This window comes from Massilia glaciei (assembly GCF_003011895.2).
GTDB lineage: Bacteria > Pseudomonadota > Gammaproteobacteria > Burkholderiales > Burkholderiaceae_D > Telluria_A > Telluria_A glaciei.
Genome location: NZ_PXWF02000238.1, coordinates 16,318 through 35,604 on the forward strand (window position 1 = coordinate 16,318; position 19,287 = coordinate 35,604).

Here is a 19,287-nt window from a genome sequence, read left to right on the forward strand (position 1 = left end):
GTGTCGTTTTGTAAGGTTCGCGTAAGAGAAGAGGGCATGTTGTGGTGACGAGGCCAATCGTTGCCGGGCGGGACTTCGAGCCGGCCCGCGCCGCGCAAAAACTTGTGCTGTTGCGGGCAAGCCACAGCCGCCCGGCGTGCGGGCGCATGGCCTTCCACCTTGCCGCGCGAAAAAATTGGGGCAGGACAAGATACACCGAGGCGCGCCCGGACCGCAATTGCAATTTGGCAATAGTAATTTGCAAGCAACAGTAATTGATATCAAAACCAGTATCGGAAACGCGAAATTTTTGATTAGTTTGAAATCTTCAACCGTCTTAAACTGGCTTTCGACGCGTCGCCCGAGCCCGCCTTGGCGCCCCGCACCACCCAAACACACATCAAGGTTACCTATGACGTCCTATGCCTTGGGGCTTGACTACGGCTCCGATTCGGTCCGCGCCCTGCTGGTCGACACCGCCGACGGCGCCGAAGTGGCAAGCCACGCGGTCGATTTCCCGCGCTGGAAGCTGGGCCGGTTTTGCCAGCCCGCGCTCAACCAGTTCCGCCAGCACCCGCTCGACTACCTCGACAGCCTCGAGCAGGTGCTGGCCGGCCTGTGGGAGCGCGCGCCGGCCGGCGCCGCCGCGCGCGTGCTGGGCTTAAGTTTCGACACCACCGGCTCGACCCCGATCGCGCTCGACAGCGACGGCGTCGCGCTCGCGCTGCGGCCCGAGTTCGCCGACAACCCAAACGCGATGTTCATCCTCTGGAAGGACCACTCCGCGATCCGCGAGGCGCGCGAGATCACCGCCGCCGCCGGCGCCGGCACCTACCTGCGCTACATGGGGGGCATCTATTCGTCCGAGTGGTACTGGGCCAAGGCGCTGCACGTGCTGCGCGCCGACCCCGCCGTGGCCGCCGCGGCGCACACCTTCGTCGAGCATTGCGACTGGATCAGCGCGGTCGTGACGGGCACCACCCACCCGGACCAGCTGCGCATGGGCCGCTGCGCGGCCGGCCACAAGCAGATGTGGCACGCGAGCTGGGGCGGCTATCCACCCAACGCCTTCTTTGCCGCGATCGATCCGCTGCTCGACGGCCTGCGCGAGCGGCTGCCGGCCGACACCTTCAGCGCCGACCAACTATGCGGCCGCCTGACGGCGCAGTGGGCCGTCAGGCTGGGCCTGCGCGTGGGCACCCCGGTAGGCTTTGGCGCCTTCGACTGCCACATGGGCGCGGTCGCGGCCAACGTCAGGCCGGGCGTGCTGACCAAGATCATGGGCACCTCGACCTGCGACATCACCGTGGCCAGCCACGCCGACATCGACGGCAGGTCGATCCGCGGCATTTGCGGCCAGGTCGACGGCTCCGTCATGCCAGGCATGGTCGGGCTCGAGGCCGGGCAGTCGGCCTTTGGCGACCTGTATGCATGGTTCAAAGACCTCGTCAGCTGGCCGCTCGCCAACCTGCTCGAGGCCAGCGCGCTGCTCGAAGCGCCGACCAAGGCGGCGCTGCGGCGCGAGATCGAGGGGCGCACCCTGGCCGCGCTGGGCGAGGCCGCCGCCGCGCTGGCCCCGGGCCAGGCCGGCATCACCGCGCTCGACTGGGTCAACGGGCGCCGCACGCCCGACGCCGACCAGCGCGTGGCGATGGCGATCGCCGGCCTAAACATGGGCAGCGGGGCGCCGCAGGTGTTCCGCGCGCTGGTCGAGGCCAGCGCCTTTGGCGCGCGCGCGATCATCGAACGCTTCCGCGACGAGGGCGTGGCGGTCGACGCGGTCGTCGCCATCGGCGGCATCTCGAAAAAATCGGACTTTGTCATGCAGGTCTGCGCCGACGTCTGGAACTGCCCGATCGATGTGCTCGAGAGCGAGGAAAGCTGCGCGCTCGGCGCCGCCATCTTCGCCGCCACCGTGGGCGGGGCCTACCCCGACATCGCCAGCGCGCAAAAGGCGCTCGCCTCCCCCGTGTGCAAAACCTACCTGCCCGACCCGGGCGCGGCGGCCGCCTACGACGGCATGTACCGCCACTACCTGGCGCTGGGCGACTATGTGAACGGAGCCGTGCAATGAGCCATACCGAACTTAAACGTGCCGTCTACGAGGCCAATATGGAGCTGCACCGCCGCAACCTGGTGGTGCACACCTGGGGCAATGTGTCGCAGATCGACCGCGCGCTCGGGCTGGTGGCGATCAAGCCGAGTGGGGTCGCCTACGACAAGCTGCGGGCCGAGGACATCGTGCTCGTCGACCTCGACAACCAGGTCGTCGACAGCGCCCTGCGGCCCTCGTCCGACACCAAGACCCACACCCATTTGTACCGCCATTTCGACGCCATTGGCGGCGTCACGCACACCCATTCGACCTACGCGACCGCGTGGGCCCAGGCCCAGCAGAGCATTCCGTGCTACGGCACCACGCACGCCGACTACGCCTACGGCGACATCGCCTGCACCGCCATCATGAGCGACGCCCAGATCGCGCGCGACTACGAGGAGGAGACCGGGGTCCAGATCACCGACTGCTACGCCGGACGCGACCCGATGGAGGCGCCGATGGTGATCGTGGCAGGGCACGCGCCGTTCACCTGGGGCCGCAGCGCCGACGAGGCGGTCATGCACGCGGTGATCCTCGAGGAGATCGCGCGCATGGCCTACCTTACCCGGACGCTGCGCGCCGACACAGGCCCGCTCAAGCAGGCCATCACCGACAAGCACTATCTGCGCAAGCACGGCAAAGACGCCTATTACGGGCAGAAATAGCTCCCCCTCAAACAATTCAAACAATCAAAACAGGAAAATCGAACATGAAAACGTACGGCGAAAAGGAAGTCTGGCTGGTCACCGGTTCACAGCATTTGTACGGCCCCGGCGTGTTGCAGCAGGTTGCCGCCAACAGCGCCCACATCGCCGAACAACTGACAGGCTCCCCGAACATCCCGATCCGGATCGTGGCCAAGGATGTGGTCAAGTCGCCCGGCGAGATCCTGTCGGTGTGCCAGGCCGCCAACAGCGACGCCAATTGCGTCGGCCTGATCCTGTGGATGCACACGTTCTCGCCGGCCAAGATGTGGATCGCCGGCCTTAGCGTGTTGAGCAAGCCGTATATGCACCTGCACACGCAGTTCAACGCCGAGCTGCCGTTCGCCGACATCGACATGCACTTCATGAATCTGAACCAGAGCGCGCACGGCGACCGCGAGTTTGGCCATGTGAGCACGCGTCTCAAACAGGAGCGCAAGGTGGTGGTCGGGCACTGGGCCGCGCCGGCGGTGCAGCTTGAGATCGACAGCTGGTGCCGGGTCGCGATGGGCTGGCACGAGAGCCGCAACCTGCGCGTGGCGCGCTTTGGCGACAATATGCGCCAGGTGGCCGTGACCGACGGCGACAAGGTCGCCGCGCAGATCCAGTTTGGCTACGAGGTGCACGCCTACGGCCTGGGCGACCTGCAAAAGGTGGTCGACGCGGTCACCGACGAACAGGTCGCGCGCCAGATCGCGGTGTACCAGGAGGCGTACGAGATAGCGCCGTCGATGCTCGGCGACGCGCACCAGATGGAAATGATCGAGAACGAGGCGCGGCTTGAATTGGGCATGCTCGCGTTTTTGCAGGACGGCGGCTTTGGCGCCTTCACCAACTGCTTCGAGAACCTGACCGGCCTGACCAACCTGCCCGGACTGGCCACCCAGCGCCTGATGGCGCAAGGCTATGGCTACGGCGGCGAAGGCGACTGGAAAACGGCGGCCATGGTGCGCATCGCCAAGGTGATGTCCAAGGGGCGCCCGGGCGGCTCGTCGTTCATGGAGGACTACACCTACCACTTTGGCGTGGTCGACCAGGTGCTCGGCGCGCACATGCTCGAGGTGTGCCCGTCGATCGCGGCGGCGCGGCCAAAGCTCGAGGTGCACCTGCACACCATCGGCTGCCGCAACGACATCGCACGCCTGCTCTTCACCGGCAAGGCCGGGCCGGCGCTGTGCATCTCGCTGATCGACCTGGGCAACCGCTTCCGCATGATCATCAGCGAGGTAGACACCGTCACGCCGGAGCACGAGCTGCCCAAGCTGCCGGTGGCCAAGGCCCTGTGGCAGCCGCGTCCCAACCTGCAGGTGGCGGCCGCCGCGTGGATCCACGCCGGCGGCGCCCACCACAGCACCTACACCCAGGGCATCACGGCCGAGGAGGCGCAGGACTTTGCCGACATCGCCGGGATCGAGGCGGTCGTGATCGGGGCCGGCACCAGCGTGCGCGGGATGAAAACCGACTTGCGCCACAACGCCGCCTACTACCATCTGAAAGACGGCGTTTAACCGGGGCCGCGTGTTCGACCTCATGCGCGACCGAAGCTATGACCAATACGCGGCACTCATCTTCGACATGGACGGCACGCTGGTCGACAGCGGCCGGCTGCACGAACTGGGCTGGCGCGCCACCCTGGCCGAATACGCGATCCCGGTCGACCACGCGCTGATGCGTTCGCTGGTCGGGGTGCCAACCATCGGCACGCTCGCGATTTTGATACGCCACTTCGGCTGCCACGTGAGCGCAAGTTTGGACGAGATGAACCGGTTCAAAGAGGCGTTCGTGCGCGGGCACATGCGGCAGCACGTGAGACCGACCGCCCTGTTCGATGTCGTCAGCCGCTACCACGGCATCAAGCCGATGGCTGTCGGCACCGGCGCCAACACGGCGGAGGCGCGCGAAATCCTGCGGCTTTGCGGGTTCGACGGCTACTTCGCGCACGTGGTCGGCGCCGACCAGGTGGCCGAGCCCAAACCGGCGCCCGAGACCTTCCTGCGCTGCGCCGCGCTGTTGGACGTGCCGCCCGGACGCTGCGTCGTGTTCGAGGACGCCCCGCTCGGCCTGCAGGCGGCCACCAGCGCCGGCATGGCGTGCGTCGACGTGCTGCAGGTGCACGGCATCGGGAACAACTATTTTTTGTAGGCCGGCGCGCGCCGCCGGCCACCCTTCACCACATTCGGAAACCAGCATGTCAAACCAATTGCAACAACTTAAGACCATGACCACCGTGGTCGTCGACAGCGGCAACGTCGACGCGATCGCCCAGTTTTCGCCAGAGGACGCGACCACCAATCCGTCGCTGGTATTGCAGGCGATCGAGCAGGAGCGCTACCAGCCGCTGATTGGGCAGGCCGTGGCCTGGGCCCGGGCCAACCGTCCGCGCGAGCAGTGGCTGGGCGGCGCCACCGACAAGCTGGCCGTCATCCTCGGCACCGAAATCCTCAAGCATGTGCCGGGCCGGGTATCGACCGAGGTCGACGCGCGCCTGTCGTTCGACACCGGCGCCACGCTGGCCAAGGCGCGCGAACTGGTGGAGCTGTACCGCGAGGCCGGCGTAGACCGTTCGCGCATCCTGATAAAAATGGCCTCGACCTGGGAGGGCATCGAGGCCGCGCGCGTGCTCGAGCAAGAGGGCATCCGCTGCAACCTGACGCTGTTGTTCAGCTTTTGCCAGGCGCAGGCCTGCGCCGAGGCGGGAGTGTATCTGATCTCGCCGTTCGTCGGGCGCATCCTCGACTGGCACAAGCGCAGGCAGCCCGACGCCGATTTCACCGGGTTCAACGATCCGGGCGTGGCGTCGGTCACACAGATCTACAATTTCTACAAGCGCTGCGGCTTTGGCACGGTGGTCATGGGAGCGAGCTTTCGCAATATCGGCGAGATCCAGGCGCTGGCCGGGTGCGACCGCCTGACCATCGCCCCGGCCCTGCTCGACGCGCTGGCCGCGCGAACCGAACCGCTGCCGCGCCAGTTGCGCGCCGCGCAGGAGCAGACCGAACGCCCGGCCGCGCTGACCGAGCAGCAGTTCCGCTGGCAGTTGAACGAGGACGCGATGGCGACCGAAAAGCTGGCCGAGGGCATCCGCAATTTTGCGATCGACCAGGAGAAGCTCGACGTGATCGTGCGCCGGCATCTGGAGGCGGCCCAATGACGCCGGCATTGACGCCCACCAAGCCGCCAGTCAACAGGGTCGCCAACGCCATCCGCGCGCTGGCCATGGACGCGGTGCAAAAGGCGAATTCGGGCCACCCCGGCATGCCGATGGGGATGGCCGAAATTGGCGTGGCGTTATGGGGCGGGCAGTACCGCCACAATCCGGCCAATCCGAAGTGGATCAACCGCGACCGCTTTTTGCTCTCGAACGGGCATGGCTCGATGCTGCACTACGCGCTGCTGCATCTGTCGGGCTACGACGTGAGCCTGGACGACCTGCGCCAGTTCCGTCAAATGCATTCGAAGACGCCCGGGCATCCCGAAGTCGGCGTCACGCCGGGCATCGAGACCACCACCGGGCCGCTTGGCCAGGGTCTCGGCAACGCGGTCGGCATGGCGCTGGCCGAGTATCTGCTGACCGCCGAGTTCAACCGGCCCGGGTTCGATATCGTCGACCACCACACCTATGTGTTCCTCGGCGACGGCTGCCTGATGGAGGGCATCTCGCACGAAGTGTGCGCGCTGGCGGGCACGCTCGGGCTATCGAAGCTGATCGCGTTCTACGACGACAACGGCATCTCGATCGACGGAAAGGTCGAGGGCTGGTTCACCGACGACACGCCGCGGCGTTTTGAGGCATACGGCTGGAACGTGATCCGCGCCGTCGACGGCCACGACGTGGCGGCTGTCGCGGCGGCGGCTGCGTCGGCCAAGGACGCCGGCAGGCCGACCCTGATCTGCTGCAAAACCGTGATCGGCAAGGGCTCGCCCAATTTGCAGGGCGGCGACAAGGTGCATGGCGCGGCGCTGGGCGAGCAGGAAGTGGCGGCGGTGCGCGCGTACATCAGCTGGGATGCGGCGCCGTTTGAGATACCGGGCGATGTGTACGCGGCCTTTGACGCCAAGGCGCGCGGCGCGGCCGACGAGGCGCAATGGGATGGTTTGTTCGCGGCCTATGGCGAGCAGTATCCAGAACTGGCGGCAGAACTGGTGCGCCGCATGGCGGGTGACTTGCCGGGCGCGCTCGACCAGGCGTTCGAGGCCGCGCTTTCCTCCTGCATCGACAAGAAGGAGAACATCGCCAGCCGCAAGGCGAGCCAGAATGCGATCCAGGCGCTGGCGCCCGTGCTGCCGGAGTTTTTGGGCGGTTCGGCCGACCTGACCAGCTCCAACCTGACCAACTGGAAGGAATGCGTGGCGCTGCGTTCGGGCCGGCCCGGGAACCACGTCAACTATGGCGTGCGCGAGTTCGGCATGGCCGCGATCATGAACGGGGTCGCGCTGCACGGCGGCTATATCCCCTTCGGCGCGACCTTTTTGACTTTTTCGGATTACAGCCGCAACGCGCTGCGCATGGCCGCGCTGATGAAGCTGCGCTCGATCTTTGTGTTCACGCACGACTCGATCGGCCTGGGCGAGGACGGGCCGACCCACCAGTCGGTCGAGCATGTGTCGTCGATGCGGCTCATTCCACAGCTGGACAACTGGCGTCCGTGCGACACGGTCGAATCGCTGGTGGCGTGGCGCGCCGCGCTAGAGCGCAGGGACGGGCCGTCGACTTTGATCTTCTCGCGCCAGAATCTGCCGTACCAGGAACGCAACGCGGGGCAGATCGCCGACATTTTCCGTGGCGGCTATGTGCTTCGGGACGCGCCGGGGGCGCAGGTGATTTTGATCGCGACCGGTTCGGAGATCGAGCTTGCCGTGGCCAGCGCCGCAGCGCTGCGCGAGTCCGGGGTGGCGGTGCGGGTGGTATCGATGCCGTGCGCCGATGTCTTCGACCGGCAGGATGCGGCGTACAAGGCGAGCGTGCTGCCATGCGGCGTGCCGCGCGTGGCGATCGAGGCCGGGGTGAGCGGCTTTTGGTACAAGTATGTGGGCCTCGAAGGCGCGGTGGTGGGGATCGACTCGTTTGGCGAGTCGGCGCCGGCGCCGGTGCTGTTCAAGCACTTCGGTTTCACGGTGCAGAACGTGGTGGGCAAGGTGCGGGAAGTGCTGGGGCGATAACGGGGCGCACGAGGCAGCAGAAATTGCGAAGGCTTTACAATTAAAAACCTAAACCGACATCGTCCTCGCGCAGGCGGGGACCCATGGAACGTTAGCGTTCAGCAACCGTCTATGGGTCGGCGCATCCGCGAGGACGATGGTGGTTATCCTAAGGGCGAACGAAGAACACAACGCAGGACAGCGAGTTCTACGCCTTGATGGGCAGATCGGCTGGAATCCGCATGGATACTCACTTTTGATTTGGCGCAACGCGCGTATAACGCACATCCGGCGCCATTTTTATGCCCCGAGCGCCCCCAGTACCTCGCCTGCCTTGATTTCAACCACCCGAACCGACCGCCGCGGGCCCCGCAATGCGGGTGGCACGTCCTCTTGTCCGCAGGGCGCCCGCCTGCGGCCTCCCTTTCTGCGATAACCAAAACACGCGCACCGATGAAATTTTTGGCGGGCCGGCGTTGCACCCCCGCCGTTAACTAGAATGGCCTTTTGCCCGGAGACTAATCAATGTTCACCCGTTTGCACTGGCTAAGCCTCGCCCTTGTCCTGACCTGCGGCGCCGCCGGCGCCGCAGTCCCGCAGTTTGCCAACCCCTTGGTTCCCCAGCGCGCCGATCCCCACGTGATCCTGCACACCGATGGCTATTATTATTTCACCGCCACCGTACCGGAATACGACCGCATCGAACTGCGCCGAGCCCGCACCCTCGAACAGCTTGGCAAAGCCGACGCCAAAGTCATTTGGCGCAAGCACGCCAAAGGCCCGATGGGGAACCACATATGGGCCCCGGAGCTGCATTTCATCGACGGTAAATGGTTTATCTATTTCACCGCCGGCAGCGCCGAAGACAAATGGGCGATCCGCCTGTACGTGCTCGAAAGCGGCGCCGCGAACCCGATGGAAGGCGGCTGGACCGAGCGCGGTCAGCTCAAAACCGCCTGGGACAGTTTCACGCTCGACGCCACCACCTTCAGCCACGCCGGCCAGCGCTATCTGGTGTGGACCCAGCGCCGCCCAGAAAAGGAACTGCACGCCACCAATATCTACATCGCCCGCATGGACACGCCCACCTCGATCAACAGCGCCGCGGTGCTGTTGTCGACCCCCGAGCACAAGTGGGAGAAGGTCAAGTACCTGGTCAATGAAGCGCCCGCCGTCCTGGTCCGCAACGGCAAGGTCTTCATCACCTATTCGGCCAGCGCGACCGATGCCAGCTACAGCATGGGCTTGCTCACGGCCGACGCGGGGTCCGATCTTCTCGACGCCGCGTCCTGGCGCAAATCGGCCGAGCCGGTGTTCGTCAGCAGTGCCGAAAACGGCCAGTACGGGCCCGGGCACAACGCCTTTACGACGACGCCCGACGGTAAGACCGATGTGCTGGTCTACCACGCGCGCAACTATCGCGAGATCAAGGGCGACTCGCTCGAAGACCCCAATCGGGCGACGCGGGCGCAGGCTTTCGGGTGGCGCGCGGATGGGAGCCCTGATTTTGGCGTGCCGGTTGCGGACCAAGCTTCGTCCGGCCCGGCAAAGCGCTGAAATCGACGGCTCGCGGGTTGTCGGTGGCGCTCATATGGTTTGCCCTGCTTAGCGCAAGGCACGCGCTTGCATTTTCGCCGGAATGCCGTTGCTTGTGCCCGCGCGGAGTCAGAACACCGACAACACCGGATAACGCCTCCAGCCCGGTTCCGCGTAGCGCTCGCAGTTGGTGAAGATGAAATTGAGCACCGCCACCTGGTCCGACAACAGCGCCGGATTTGCCTGCTTCCACGCGTCGAACTTGGCCTTCAACGGCGCCTCGGTGCGCAGCAGCTCGAGCGCGTGGTCCTCGAACACATAGTCCGAATACGCCTCTTTTTTCTCCAGCACGCTGTTGAAAAACCCCCAGCGGAAAAAGCTGTCGTGCGCTTGCGGCTCGAGCGTCTCGACCGCGTAGCGCGCGTTGTCCTGGTCGAGCGGCACCCAGTAGTCGCCCGCCTGCAGCGTCATCTGCGCGGTGCGCCTTTCGAGCGTCATGTCGTCGTGGTACATATGCCCCTCATACGCCGCCGGGCGCGATGTCACCGACGCGATATGGTAGTACTGGACCTCGACCACGCGGTCGGTCTCGATCCGCTCCATCTGCACGCCATTCCACTGGAGCCGTTCGATCGCCGCGCGCCAAGCCTGCGGCACCACATACGCGCGCGGCGCCGGCACCACAACGTCGGCCGGAAAACTGTTGAAGTACTTGATGTCGCGTTCCCACGGCGCGGAGCGGTCGTACGACAGGCGCGTGTAGTTACCGATCAGGCTCGGTGTGTAGTTGGCCGCGTAGCCCTTGAAGCGCCAGGTCGACGGCGCCGCGGCATCCATCGCCCAATGCACCGGCCACTCGCGGCGCGTCTTGCCCTGCTCCCTGGCCGCGCCGCGCAGCGACTGGATCTGGGCCGCGTGCGCGACCGTGAAGTCGAGCGCGGTCTCGACCAGCGCGCGCATCGACTCGTAGCGGTCGGCGAAGGGCTTGAGCATGTGCGTCTCGGGCATGAAGCCGATCGTGTGGTGCAGCGCCGCGAACCCGGTCGAAAAGCGCGGGGTCTCGAGGAACTCCGCGATGCCGTGGTCCGGGCTGTCCTTGACCGGATTGACGTACGGGCAGGTCGGCCAGCCGCGCCGCGCCATTTCGGCGAACATATGCGGCAGCATGGTCCCGCTCAAAAACTGGCCCAACCCGCCCCCGAGCTTGTCGGCCTGGGTGTGGATCAGCGTCATCGTGTACGGATAGTCGGCGCCGTTGGAGGTGTGGGTGTCGACCATCACGTCCGGGTCCCACGCCGTGAACAGGCGGTTGAACACGCCCGCGGCGAGGCTGTCGCATTTGATAAAGTCGCGGTTCAGGTCGAGGTTCAGGCTATTGCCGCGAAAGCCGAACTGCTCGGGGCCGTCCTGGTTCACGCGCGAGGTGTCGGCGCGATTGAGGCTGCCGTCGACGTTGTACAGGGGGATGAACAAGAACACGGTCTTGCCGAGCGCGGCCAGCCGTTCAGGCTCGAGGCAAAAGTCGCGCACCAGCGCCATGCAGGCGTCGATGCCTTCGGGCTCGCCCGGATGGATGCCGTTGTTGTTGAAGAAGACCGGGCGCCCCTCGCGCTTGATCTGCGCGCGGTCGAACACGCCGTCGGCGCTGACCACGCCCGCATGCATCGGCACGCCGCCGTCGGACATGCCGACCACGCCAAAACTGAGGATCGCGGGATAGCGGCGCGCCAGTTCCTCGTAGTGGCCGATGCACTCGGACCAGGTTGTGGTTTGATTCTTGTTGCCCTTGTCGTAGGGCGTCTGCAGTTCGTTCGGCATGTTCATCTATCTGGGTCAAAAAACGCAAGAAGTGGATGTGGCGGGGCGGCCGCGGCGCATCAGGCGAGCACCGCGCGGGCGGGCTCCGAGCGCCACGCCAGCGGCAAGGCGATCGCGATCACCGTGCCCTTGGTCAGCTGCGAGGCGAAACTGATCACGCCATTGAGCGCGTACACGCGCTCGCGCATGCCGATGATGCCGATGCCCGACGAGGCGGTCGCGGTGTCGAAGCCGGCGCCGTCGTCGGCGATCTCGATGTGCAGCATGTTGTCGTGCTGGGACAGCGTCAGCGCCACCTGCGCATGGGTCGCGGTGGCGTGTTTGAGCACATTCGACAGCGCCTCCTGGATGATGCGGTAGGCCGAAATGGCCAGCTCGCTCTCGAGCTTGGAGAAGTCGCCCTCGGAATGGAACGAGAAGCGGCATTCGGGATGGGCGCCGTCGTAATGGCGGATCATTTCCTCGACCGCGCCGTGCAGGCCGAGCATGTCGAGCACCTCGGGGCGCAGCCGCCGCACCAGGCGCCGTCCGCTCGCGTACAGGTCGAGCGTGAGCTTGGTGATGGCCTGCGATTTGGCCTTGATCTCGTCGATCACCGGTCCCTGCTCGACCTTGCCGGCCAAATGCAAAATGCTCTGCGACTCGAGCCGGGCCGCGATCAGCGAGGCGTTGAGCTCGTCGTGGATCTCGATGGCGATGCTCTTGCGCTCGTCCTCGACGATCGAGTTCACCTTTTGGATCAGCTTGCGCTTGTCGGCGTCGGCCTTAAGCGCCTCGTTGCGCGATTCGACCAGGTCCTTGGTGCGCTCGGCCACCTTGTTCTCGAGCTCCTGCTTGGACTGGTTCAGCGCCAGCGACATCTCCTTGATCGACTCCTGCAGCTCGCCGATCTCGCCGCCGGTGGTGGCCGCGATCTCGACCTGGTAGTTGCCGCCGCGGATTTCGCGCAGCGCGCCGATCGAGGACTTGAGCGGCATGGTCAGGCTGCGCGCGAGGAAGTAGGCAAGCACGCCGCTGGCCGCGAGCGCGGCGGCGGCGATCGCGAGCTCGATCAGGAAGCGCCGCATCTGCTTGTCGAGCATGTTCGAGGGCGACATCGTCACCCGCACCCAGCCCACCACCTCGGTGGTCAGGGTCGGCGGCTTGGTGTCGCTCGAGCCCGAGACATGCGGCGCGCCATTGTCGGAGAACAGGTTAATCCAGATCATCTGCTTGCGGATCGGCGCCTCGTAGAAGTGCGGTTCGGCATCGACCGCGAAGCTCGAGGCGACGCTGATGGCGTCGCGCTGCTTGGCGTCGACGACGTCGATGCGGAAGATGCTTTTATCGGACTGCACCAGGCCGTTGATGGTCAGGCGCAGATCCGACAGGTTGCCCGAGATGACGTTGTACTCGCTCGTCTCGGCCAGCGCCTTGGCCAGGATGCGCCCGCGCTCGGCCAGCTCCTCCGACACCTGGGCCCGGTGCGCGTACCAGGAATACCAGACGAAGGACGAAAACAAAAACACCACCGGCAGCATGGTGATGAAGATCATGCGTGTGCCGATGCTCCAGCTGCTCCAGAAACGGATCTTCATCATTTGACTCCCGGCGGGCGGCGCCCGAATTTGGTCACGTTGTCGTCGAGGACGACCTTGAGCGAGCGCGCCACGCCGGCGTTGACGATGGTGCGGAAGTAGCGCGGGAACTGCGGCCCTGCCAGCTCGTTGGTGGCGATGAAGGTGGCCGCCGTCTCGGCGATCTGGGCGTTGATGTCCTCGATCTCGGAGTAGGTCGAGGCCAGCGCGCCGGTCTTGACCATGTCGGACGAGAACCCGATCACGCCCTGGTTGTGCCGGTAGGTCGACAGCAGGATGTTGCGGATGTTCTCGGTGTTGTAGACCTCGCGGTCGGGCATGGCCAGCAGCGCCTCGGCCTTGGCGATGCGCTTGAGGGCGCCGTTGATGTCGTCGCCCTGGTGGTAGTCCTCGATCTCGGCCGCGCCCTGCAGAAACGGCTTGAGGAAGGCGGTGTCGGCGCTGACGATCGCGCTCACCCGCACCGGCCGTTTGTAGAGCAGCTGGATCAGGCGCAGCTGGTCGGACGGCGCCGGCTCGGCGAAGATCGCCGTGACCGAGCTCTTTCGCCCGCGCGGCACCTCGGCCACCACCGAGCGCCACACGTGGGCCGAGGTGAACGCGGCGATCACCACGCCTTCGGGTTTGCGCATGATGGCCTCGCGCAGCGCGACCGGGCCGATCGCCACGTACACCTTGCGCTGCGGCAGGCCGTCGTCGACCTTCTCGACGTTGTCGTCGGCGAACACCGGCACCAGCCGCTTGTGCAGGTCCAGGGCGATGCGGCGCGTGAGGGCGCTGTCGTCGCCGGTGACGATCTGGAAGCGCTGCAGCGCAGCGGCGCTGGCAAAGGCGCCGGCGCTAAGGCTGGCCAACAGGCAAAACAGCAGCAGGCCCGCGCCGCGCGACGGGGGCACTATGGCTCGATCAGGCCGTGCTTGACGGCCAGCTTGGTGATGTAGGCCTGGCGGTGGACGCCGAGTTTCTCTTTGACCGATTGGCTGATGTTGCTGATGGTCTTGGTCGACAGGTTGAGTTTTTCGGCGATCTCGGCGTTGGTGAGACCCTCGGCCATGAGCTTGAAGATCTCGAGGCCGCGCTGGTCGAGCTGCGATTGGGGCGATTCGTCGCCGCGCACAGACAGGTTGGCCAGGCGCTCGGCGATGTGCGGCAGAAAGTACAACTTGCCCTCGTGCGCGTGGCGCACCGCCGTGGCCAGGTCGGCCGGGTCGCAGTCTTTGGTGACGAAGGCGCGCGCGCCGAGGCGGTAGGTTTCCTTGATCAGGCTGTCCTGGTCGAACTGGCTCAGAAAAACAACGTTGGCCGAAGGGAATTTCTTGAGGATGTCGCGCGCCGCGTCCAAGCCGGTGAGCTCGGTACCGAAGCGGATGTCGAGGACCATGACGTCGGGTTTGAGTTCGGCGTACATGCCGGCCGCCTCCTCGGGCGTGCGCGCCTGGCCGACCACGTCCATGCCGACACCGGAGAGCGACATGGCGAAGCCGGTCATGACGATGGGGTGGTCGTCGGCCAGCAGGACGCGGATCGGTTTGTTGTGCTCAGTGTGCAATGTCGACTCTCCAGGTGCGGCCGCGCCCGGTGCAGATCTGGCTACTGTTGAATGGCAACAATATGTTGTTTCAGCGGCAAACCACGGCGCGGCACTCAAGATTATTCCACACATCGGCTCCGGGCGCGAGCTCCGCCGATCTTGGTCCTGTTTGACAGTGCGATGACCTAAACGTGCATTTCAAAGGAAGAACTAAATACTATCAAATGCCTTGAAAATTGCTAGGTTCTAGCATATATTGATTCCATCGGCTGGATATTGAACATTCAGCCGGAGCGAAGCACCCCGGGCGCACAGATTGCGACAACGACAAAAAGGAGATCACCATGCATTTCGCTTCCAACTACAACGACGCTGGCAATAAATTCGGGAAAATCGGCATGGTCGCCGCCCTTCACATCGTGGTCGGCTACGCGATCATCAACGGCATGGGCAAGGGGTGGAAGCCCACCGATCTTATCGATCCACCGACGGTGACGATGGTCCCGGAGAAGACCGTCCAGATCGTCCCGCCGGAACCGGTCAAGTTCTCGGAACCCAAGCCTGTGGTGCCGCCTATCTATATTCCGGACAACATCGAACCGATCAAAACGATCGAACCGCCAAAATTGACCGTGGCCATATTCGATGGCAAGGTGGCGCCCGATACGACCGGCAAGAAAGGGGCCACCGCGGATATCACGCCGCCAGGCGACGACACTGGCGCCGGCGAGGCCAAACCCGGGGGCATGCGCACCGCCGTGTTCGCCGATGCGAGAGGGTGCGGCATGCCCGACTATCCGCCCCGGGCGGCGCGCAATGGCGACACCGGCACGGTCGCCCTCGCCTTGCTGGTCGGCGCCAACGGCAAGGTGGAGAGCTCGCGCATCCAGAGTTCGAGCGGATCGCGCGAGCTCGACCGCGCGGCGCAGACGGCCTTAAGCATGTGCAACTTCAAGCCCGCCACGACCAATGGCGTTCCCGAGCAGGCATGGGCGCAGATCGCCTATGTGTGGACCTTGGATTAATAAGGGTGGTGATAGGGTGCCTCAGGAACGCTGCCTCAGGAATCGTAGAGAAGGAATCCAGCATAAAAAACCAACATCGTCCTCGCGGATGCGGGGACCCATAGAACGTTAGCGATAAGCAACCGTGCTATGGGTCAACGCGGGGGCGCCGAGCCATCCGCGAGGACGTTGTTTGCTGTGCTTGCTATGTTTGCCGTGCTTGCGGCAGCTGTGCTCCGTGTATTTGCTGTGTTTCCGAAATCTGTGCCTCCATATATTTGCTGTGTTTACGGAAGCTATGCTCCTTATGTTTGCTGTGCTTGCAGCATCTGTGTTTGCGATTAGTGGGCTGGGAATCGCATACAATGTCCAGCGCGCAAACGCGCGCCCGATTCCCACCACCACCGCACTAGGAACCCATGCAAAAGATGCTTTCCTCCATCGTCACCACGGTCCTCGCCACCAGCGTCGCCCTGGCCTTTCCCGCCCAAGCAAAGGGCCCCGTCCACGCGCCGGCCATCCAGGAAACCCCGTTGCGCGGCCATATGGCCTTCCTCTCGAGCGACTTGCTCGAGGGACGCGGCACCGGCCAGCGCGGCGGCGACCTGACCGTGGCCTACCTCGAAGCGCAAATGATGGCCCTGGGCCTGAAACCGGCCAACGGCAACAGCTTCCGCCAGGCCGTCAAGATCGCCGGCGTGCGCGCGCTGCCCAAGGACAGCAACGTCGCCATCGAAGTCGGCGGCAAGGCGCAAGAGCTCGCCTTCGGCAACGACTGGGTGTGGGCCCCGGCCAACGGCAAGCCATCCAACGCGGTCAACGGCGAAATGGTGTTTGTCGGCTACGGCATCAGCGCGCCTGAAGCCGGCTGGGACGACTACAAGGGCATCGATGCCAAAGGCAAGATCCTGGTCATGATGGTCAACGACCCGGCGCCGACGGCTGCCGAGCCGGAGCGTTTCAACGGCAAGGGCCTGACCTATTACGGCCGCTGGACCTACAAATTCGAAGAAGCGGCCCGGCGCGGCGCGGCCGGCGTGCTGCTGATCCACACCGACGCCTCGGCCTCGTACGGCTGGAGCGTGATTCAAAACAGCTGGCAGGCGGAACAATTCGGTTTGGCGGATAGCAAAACCGCGACCGAAATGCAAGGCTGGATGACCGACGGCACCGCGCGCAAGGTGTTCAAAGCCGCCGGCCACGACCTCGACGCCCTGCGCGCCGCCGCCGAAAACAAGGACTTTAAACCTGTTGCGCTGGGCGCGATGGTGAAGGGCGACATCAAGGCCACGGTGCGCGCGATCGAGCAGTTCAACGTCGCCGCCGTGGTGCCTGGCACCGACCCCAAACTCAAGGACGAAGTCGTCATTTACACGGCGCACTGGGACCACCTCGGCATGCAGGGCACCGGCGGCGACACCATCTACAACGGCGCGGTCGACAATGCGTCGGGCACCGCCGGCCTGATCGTGATGGCGCATGCCGCCATGCACGCGCCGACCAAGCGCAGCCAAATGTTCCTGTGGGTCGCGGCAGAAGAGCAGGGCTTGCTCGGCAGCGCCGCGTACACGGCCAGCCCGCTGTGGCCGCTTAACAAGACCGCCGCCAACCTGAATCTCGACAGCCTCAATTTTGTCGGCGGCGCGCGCGACATCGGCACCCAGGGCAGCGAGCGCACCGAACTGGCCAGCATGGCCGCCGCCACCGCCAAGACGATGGGCCTGCGCATATCGACGCCGAAGCCGGACCTGGCGGGCGTCTACTTCCGCAGCGACCATTTCAGCTTCGCCAAGGCGGGCGTGCCGGCGTTCTCGATCAAGGGCGGAAGCGACTACATCAAGGATGCCGTAGCCGGTCAGGAGAAACAAAAAGCCTACGGCGTGCGCTACCACCAGGTGTCGGACGAATACGATCTGAGCTGGGATCTGAGCGGCATGGTGCAGCAGGCGCAATTCACGCTGAACCTGGGCCGCATGATCGGCAATGCGCCGAAGATGCCGGCATGGAAGGCCGGCGAGGCACTCGGCAAGGCCCGCGCCGGGAAATAAGCTGATACGGGCGCCTACGCGCGCCCAAGCGGAAACCGCTCGCTACCGGCAATACCGGAGCGGGCGGTTTTTTTATGCCGCGAGTTTTACTTGACCGTGTGCGAAAACTGCACCGGCGCGAGCGCGGCGGGGGTGACCTTCTCGAGGTTGCGCACATCGTCAAGGTATTGGCCCTCGTACGCAAGCCGGTAGCTGTGCGTGCCCTGGCGGAAGGCATAGCTGTTGGTGATGTCGATTGTGTTTCCGTGTTTGGTCTTGGGCTTGACGGCCAAGAAATCGTCGGCCGTGATCGGCCCGCGTTTGACCATCGGCCCGGTATATTCAAGCGGCTTGCCGGTGGCGCTGTCGGTGATCACGAACAGGCTGGCAAACAACTGGTCGTCTTCGGCGATGGAGACCGGCACGTGGACCACGTTTGGACTTTGGTTGTCGATGGTGTAGTGCACCAGCACCTTGCCATCGCGCGATTCGACTTGCAGGGATTGGTTCACCATATTGCCTGCCTTTGGCGCCGCGGCGCTGTTTGTGACGGTGGTGTCGCACGCCATGGCGCCGATGGCCACCGCGAATAGTCCCACCGCATTGATGAAGGAGCCACTTGGCGACTTGAGCATCTTATTTCTCCGACATGTTGGCACCCGATTCTGCTACGTTTCAGTCAATTCGCCAAGCGCGATTTACTTGGGTCCCTTCATAATTGCTCCACAAACTTTGGGGATTATGGTTGCATGCTGGAAACGCCCAGCCTCACGAATTTTTAGGAGCCCGCCATGAAACGCCTCGTCCCCGTTACCCTGTTAGCCTTCATGGGCGCAGCCTTCGCACAGCCCCAGCACCCGGAGCGCGGCGAACGCTGCGGGCCGCCGCAGGAGGCATTTGCGGCATGCAAAGGAAAGCAACAAGGCGACAAGGTGAAGGCAAAAATGCCGCGCGGCGACGTGAGCGGCACATGCAAGTTGGTGCTGATTCCCGACGATCTGGAAGGCCAGGCCGGTGGTGCGCAGCGGCCGCGCGAACGCCGCTGACGCTTTGGCGCGCCCCAGTCGATCGCCATTGCGTTACCATGAGGCATATTTAACCTGCCCTCGCCAAATCGTAGATGACGAATTTCCCACCTGCCTGCCGCCCGCGCAACAGCCTGTTCGGGCGCTGCTGGGTGGCACTTATCGTGCTGATGCTCTCCACTGCGAACGGGCACGCGGCAACCCTGCAGGTGCGCATACCGGGTGCGCCGCCGAGTGCGAAAGGTCACGCGAGCTACTTCCCCAAACTGTTGCGGCTGGCGCTAGAAAAGACCCGCGCCACCGACGGCCCTTTCGAGATCGCGTATTTTAAGCATCCCCTGAGCAGCTTGCGGCAGAACGCCGAGCTCAAAAAGGGCGGCGCGATCAATGTGATGTGGGACGGCACCAACGGCGAGCGCGAAGCCGAGTTGCTGCCTGTGCGCATCTCGCTTTTGCGCGAACTAAACGACTACCGGGTGTTCCTGATCCGCGCCGAGGACCAGGAGAAATTTCGCGCGGTGCGCACGCTCGACGACTTGCGGCAGATGCGCGCCGGCGCCGGCGTCAACTGGCCCTCGACCGACGTTCTGCGCGCCAATGGCCTGCCGGTGGCCACCTCGATCACGCTTGAGTTTCTATTCCCGATGTTACGCGTCAAGCGGTTCGACTACATGCCGCGCGGTGTCTACGAGGCCTTTTACGAACAGCGCGTGCATGCAAGCGACGGCATCGTGATTGAGAAGTCCCTATTCTTGCATTACCAAGTGCCTTTCTACTTCTTTGTCAGCCGCGACAATCCAGCGCTGGCCGACCGCATCCGGCGCGGACTTACCATCGCGCTCAAGTGTT

Annotated in this window: 16 protein-coding genes; 11 read left to right on the top strand and 5 right to left on the bottom strand. The window is 64.6% G+C overall.

The features are described 5' to 3' along the window. Positions 1–391 precede the first annotated feature (391 nt). The 7 genes from C7C56_RS14970 (at position 392) to C7C56_RS15000 (ending at position 9,477) form a co-directional block, all read left to right on the top strand. Positions 392–2,053 (top strand): ribulokinase, encoded by a 1,662-nt coding sequence (locus tag C7C56_RS14970; protein WP_106758179.1) that lies wholly within the window; start codon positions 392–394, stop codon positions 2,051–2,053. Beyond that, positions 2,050–2,742 (top strand): L-ribulose-5-phosphate 4-epimerase, encoded by a 693-nt coding sequence (locus tag C7C56_RS14975; protein WP_106758180.1) that lies wholly within the window; start codon positions 2,050–2,052, stop codon positions 2,740–2,742. Before C7C56_RS14970 ends, C7C56_RS14975 begins: the two co-directional genes overlap by 4 nt. A 44-nt stretch (positions 2,743–2,786) precedes the next feature. Next, on the top strand, positions 2,787–4,289 hold the full coding sequence (araA, locus tag C7C56_RS14980) for an L-arabinose isomerase (RefSeq protein ID WP_106758181.1): 1,503 nt from the start codon (positions 2,787–2,789) through the stop codon (positions 4,287–4,289). 10 nt (positions 4,290–4,299) lie between these two features. Next, positions 4,300–4,923 (top strand): HAD-IA family hydrolase, encoded by a 624-nt coding sequence (locus C7C56_RS14985; protein ID WP_219933165.1) that lies wholly within the window; start codon positions 4,300–4,302, stop codon positions 4,921–4,923. A 46-nt stretch (positions 4,924–4,969) separates the two neighbouring features. Beyond that, the gene (gene tal / locus C7C56_RS14990; RefSeq protein ID WP_106758182.1) at positions 4,970–5,932 is read left to right on the top strand and encodes a transaldolase; all 963 of its coding nucleotides are present in this window, start codon (positions 4,970–4,972) and stop codon (positions 5,930–5,932) included. After that, positions 5,929–7,941: a transketolase gene (tkt, locus tag C7C56_RS14995; protein ID WP_106758183.1), complete on the top strand. Its 2,013-nt coding sequence runs from the start codon at positions 5,929–5,931 to the stop codon at positions 7,939–7,941. Before tal ends, tkt begins: the two co-directional genes overlap by 4 nt. Before the next feature lie 504 nt (positions 7,942–8,445). Continuing rightward, positions 8,446–9,477: a glycoside hydrolase family 43 protein gene (locus C7C56_RS15000; RefSeq protein WP_106758184.1), complete on the top strand. Its 1,032-nt coding sequence runs from the start codon at positions 8,446–8,448 to the stop codon at positions 9,475–9,477. A gap of 108 nt (positions 9,478–9,585) precedes the next feature. On the opposite strand, the gene C7C56_RS15005 is transcribed toward C7C56_RS15000, so the two are convergent. Genes C7C56_RS15005 through C7C56_RS15020 form a run of 4 tightly spaced genes read right to left on the bottom strand, consistent with a single transcriptional unit; the run spans position 9,586 to position 14,400 of the window. Then, on the bottom strand, positions 9,586–11,274 hold the full coding sequence (locus tag C7C56_RS15005; protein ID WP_106758195.1) for a M14 family zinc carboxypeptidase: 1,689 nt from the start codon (positions 11,272–11,274) through the stop codon (positions 9,586–9,588). A gap of 59 nt (positions 11,275–11,333) precedes the next feature. Beyond that, on the bottom strand, positions 11,334–12,854 hold the full coding sequence (locus C7C56_RS15010; protein WP_229458791.1) for a sensor histidine kinase: 1,521 nt from the start codon (positions 12,852–12,854) through the stop codon (positions 11,334–11,336). After that, positions 12,851–13,747 carry a hypothetical protein gene (locus C7C56_RS15015; RefSeq protein WP_229458792.1) on the bottom strand — a complete coding sequence of 299 codons (897 nt, stop codon included), beginning with the start codon at positions 13,745–13,747 and terminating at the stop codon, positions 12,851–12,853. Before C7C56_RS15015 ends, C7C56_RS15010 begins: the two co-directional genes overlap by 4 nt. Further along, complete coding sequence (locus C7C56_RS15020) at positions 13,747–14,400, bottom strand: response regulator (RefSeq protein WP_229458793.1); 654 nt, start codon at positions 14,398–14,400, stop codon at positions 13,747–13,749. The genes C7C56_RS15015 and C7C56_RS15020 overlap by 1 nt, the downstream gene beginning before the upstream one ends. Positions 14,401–14,726: 326 nt before the next feature. On the opposite strand from C7C56_RS15020, the gene C7C56_RS15025 reads away from it, so the two are divergent. Then, complete coding sequence (locus C7C56_RS15025) at positions 14,727–15,407, top strand: energy transducer TonB (RefSeq protein ID WP_106758188.1); 681 nt, start codon at positions 14,727–14,729, stop codon at positions 15,405–15,407. A 398-nt stretch (positions 15,408–15,805) separates the two neighbouring features. Next, complete coding sequence (locus C7C56_RS15030) at positions 15,806–17,434, top strand: M28 family peptidase (RefSeq protein ID WP_106758189.1); 1,629 nt, start codon at positions 15,806–15,808, stop codon at positions 17,432–17,434. An 86-nt stretch (positions 17,435–17,520) separates the two neighbouring features. Here C7C56_RS15030 and C7C56_RS15035 read toward each other — a convergent pair whose 3' ends face one another. Further along, on the bottom strand, positions 17,521–18,048 hold the full coding sequence (locus C7C56_RS15035; RefSeq protein WP_106758190.1) for a hypothetical protein: 528 nt from the start codon (positions 18,046–18,048) through the stop codon (positions 17,521–17,523). 156 nt (positions 18,049–18,204) lie between these two features. On the opposite strand from C7C56_RS15035, the gene C7C56_RS15040 reads away from it, so the two are divergent. Beyond that, the gene (locus tag C7C56_RS15040) at positions 18,205–18,459 is read left to right on the top strand and encodes a hypothetical protein (protein ID WP_106758191.1); all 255 of its coding nucleotides are present in this window, start codon (positions 18,205–18,207) and stop codon (positions 18,457–18,459) included. A gap of 74 nt (positions 18,460–18,533) precedes the next feature. Next, positions 18,534–19,287, top strand: a 754-nt coding sequence (locus C7C56_RS15045) for a hypothetical protein (protein WP_106758192.1), incomplete at its 3' end; no start/stop codon positions are given.

Coding starts and splice junctions, on each gene's coding strand:
- C7C56_RS14970 (WP_106758179.1), top strand. CDS start 392: ATGACGTCCTATGCCTTGGGGCTTGACTACGGCTCCGATTCGGTCCGC.
- C7C56_RS14975 (WP_106758180.1), top strand. CDS start 2,050: ATGAGCCATACCGAACTTAAACGTGCCGTCTACGAGGCCAATATGGAG.
- araA (WP_106758181.1), top strand. CDS start 2,787: ATGAAAACGTACGGCGAAAAGGAAGTCTGGCTGGTCACCGGTTCACAG.
- tal (WP_106758182.1), top strand. CDS start 4,970: ATGTCAAACCAATTGCAACAACTTAAGACCATGACCACCGTGGTCGTC.
- tkt (WP_106758183.1), top strand. CDS start 5,929: ATGACGCCGGCATTGACGCCCACCAAGCCGCCAGTCAACAGGGTCGCC.
- C7C56_RS15000 (WP_106758184.1), top strand. CDS start 8,446: ATGTTCACCCGTTTGCACTGGCTAAGCCTCGCCCTTGTCCTGACCTGC.
- C7C56_RS15005 (WP_106758195.1), bottom strand. CDS start 11,274: ATGCCGAACGAACTGCAGACGCCCTACGACAAGGGCAACAAGAATCAA.
- C7C56_RS15010 (WP_229458791.1), bottom strand. CDS start 12,854: ATGATGAAGATCCGTTTCTGGAGCAGCTGGAGCATCGGCACACGCATG.
- C7C56_RS15025 (WP_106758188.1), top strand. CDS start 14,727: ATGCATTTCGCTTCCAACTACAACGACGCTGGCAATAAATTCGGGAAA.
- C7C56_RS15030 (WP_106758189.1), top strand. CDS start 15,806: ATGCAAAAGATGCTTTCCTCCATCGTCACCACGGTCCTCGCCACCAGC.
- C7C56_RS15035 (WP_106758190.1), bottom strand. CDS start 18,048: ATGCTCAAGTCGCCAAGTGGCTCCTTCATCAATGCGGTGGGACTATTC.
- C7C56_RS15040 (WP_106758191.1), top strand. CDS start 18,205: ATGAAACGCCTCGTCCCCGTTACCCTGTTAGCCTTCATGGGCGCAGCC.